This window comes from Phytobacter massiliensis JC163 (assembly GCF_000321045.1).
Classification (GTDB): domain Bacteria; phylum Pseudomonadota; class Gammaproteobacteria; order Enterobacterales; family Enterobacteriaceae; genus Phytobacter_A; species Phytobacter_A massiliensis.
This window is the reverse complement of sequence record NZ_HE578952.1, coordinates 30,286-32,346: the sequence shown is the minus strand read 5'-3', so window position 1 is coordinate 32,346 and position 2,061 is coordinate 30,286. Positions and strand designations below refer to the sequence as shown.

General features: G+C 61.0%; 3 protein-coding genes. All 3 read right to left on the bottom strand.

Going from position 1 to position 2,061, the window contains the following annotated elements; genetic code table 11:
- The coding region (locus ENTHG_RS23175; RefSeq protein WP_161624536.1) for a plasmid SOS inhibition protein A at positions 1-304 on the bottom strand (304 nt) is incomplete at its 3' end.
- The gene (gene psiB / locus ENTHG_RS23170; RefSeq protein WP_237567532.1) at positions 301-729 is read right to left on the bottom strand and encodes a conjugation system SOS inhibitor PsiB; all 429 of its coding nucleotides are present in this window, start codon (positions 727-729) and stop codon (positions 301-303) included. The genes ENTHG_RS23175 and psiB, both read right to left, overlap by 4 nt.
- A 42-nt stretch (positions 730-771) precedes the next feature.
- Positions 772-1,797, bottom strand: coding sequence for a chromosome partitioning protein (locus tag ENTHG_RS23165; protein WP_145973686.1), 1,026 nt, complete (start codon positions 1,795-1,797; stop codon positions 772-774).
- Positions 1,798-2,061: the final 264 nt, after the last annotated feature.

The following is a 2,061-nucleotide window of genomic DNA, read 5'->3' as shown; positions in this document are numbered from 1 at the left end:
CGGACGTCAGGGGCGAAAAGCAGTATTCCCCCCGGCTGCGCAGAAACCGCTCCAGTTCGTCTTCCAGCATTTTCAGCGTCCAGAGCTTAAAAGACGGGTCCCAGGCCAGCCCCGGGATCTGCTGCGCTGACCGGGCATTGAGGCGGCTGCTGCCCGTGAGGCGGCGCATAAAGGCCCGCGCATGGGGATTTTCAGACGGCAGGCGCTTATTGTCTTCCTGACGCTGTTCGACTTCTGCTATGGCCTGCAGGGCGGCCTGCCGCGCCGGGTTGAGCGTCACGAGAGAGAGATGAGAGGCGATCATGCTGCCACCTCCCCTGCCAGTAAATCCACCACGGTCGCGGCAGTGCAGTTAAAGCGGCTCATTCCGGCAACCTGCGCCAGCAGGTTGCTGACGGCTTCCGGTTGCAACTGGTCGGTGTGGTGCAGAAAACGCAGCATCAAACCGTCTCCGGCGAGCAGAAACACGGTCCACTCCGGCAGCGCTTCGCCCGGACTGCAGACACAGAGGAAAAATTCCTGACTGTCATGCGGCGCGTAACGCAGCTGCACCGGGCTCAGGCCGCCAAATTCAGTGCGGTACTCGCCGTTCACTTCCCAGCCTGCCGGGGTGGTCAGCAGGCTGATAACGGAATCCGTGAGCACACGGCGATACTCGTCACCCCGTTCGCGCACGCCTTCAAGGTCGGCGGGGATCATCATATTCAGGGACTCAAGCGTGTATTTCATCGTTATGTTCTCCTGGCTGCCCCGAAGGGCAGCCGTCTCCTGTTATGCAGCGTGGGCAGTATCGGTTGCGGTTTCAGTGGTGTCGGTGCGGTCTTCGGCTTTTGTGGCCTGCGGACGGGTCATCCAGTCAGGTACCCAGCGCGTGTCTGCGAGGGTGGCCTCTGCAAGCTCAGCGGCATCGGCTTTTTTGAGTTTCATCAGGTCGCGGGCGCGCCCGGAGAATCCGGCGTCATGCACCGCCTCTGAAATCTGGTCTTTGGTTATTTTGCTGAAATAATTTTCAGCGGTCGGTTGCCACCAGTCGTACAGGTCGATATTGAGCGCGGTTTCCAGCGTTTCCAGTGGGCTGCGGTCAGTGCGGCTGTTCGCCCGTTTCTGCTTCCCGTCGACCGCCGTGGCGACACAGAAGGCCAGCAGTTTCCGGACATCTTCGTCTGACCATTCAAGCAGCCAGGTGAAATCCTGTTTCCAGTTCACCGGGAGCATGGCCTGAAGCTCAGCCTGCCGCGCCTGAATCGCGAGCCATGCCGCACCTTCTTCGCCTGACGGCGCATCACTTCGCATTACAAGCGTTTGTTCATGCAGGTTGATACGCAGCGGGTCCTGGACATTCGTGCACCATTCTCCGTCAAACACCTCGCGGCAGAATTTCCAGGTCAGGAGCGCCATCGCCACGCCGGGCGTAGAGGCCAGCACGGCCTGAACAGCAAGGGTGCGCTCCGAAGACATGGCTTCAACGAGTGTTGCGGCGTAACTGTCGGCGCGAAGCACCGGGGGGCGCATCGTGATCACTCCGCTCTGCTCTGTGTTGATCGTGGCGGTGCTGCCGGAAGCTGTATTCGCCGCCGTCTCCGGTCGCTTCTCCACTTTCCCGATGGCTCGCTGGATTTCCAGTTCACCCGTGCAGCGGTTGATCGAGACGACCACACCTAACCCGGCCTTAAATTCGGGTGTTAACTGGCGGTTGACCGCAGCGGCCTCGAGGTCTTCCAGTTGCTGCTGGAGTGCATTTTCATCGTCGTAGTTCTCAGACGCATCGACAGCATCGCTCAGCATCTCGTAGCGCACCTGTTCTTCCGGTGTGAAGTCCGGCTCAGGCACCCAGGATAAAACGGGACATAGCACTCTCCTCTCTGATATGCGGCACCCTCTTGCGCCGTGCCGGCACAAAAGCCCGGCATTAAGCGGCAGGCGAAAAGGGCGTCACCGCAGGCCGCACGCGCCGCTGTGAGCGGGCTGAATGCACCGTGAACAGCGGGGAACGGGTGAGGATGACGGCGACAGCGAACCCTTAGAGACGACGCGGCCGGGCTAGCGTGCAGGCACGGCGTG

Excerpts from the sequence above, each read along its gene's own strand:
- psiB (WP_237567532.1), bottom strand. The coding sequence starts at position 729 with ATGAAATACACGCTTGAGTCCCTGAATATGATGATCCCCGCCGACCTT.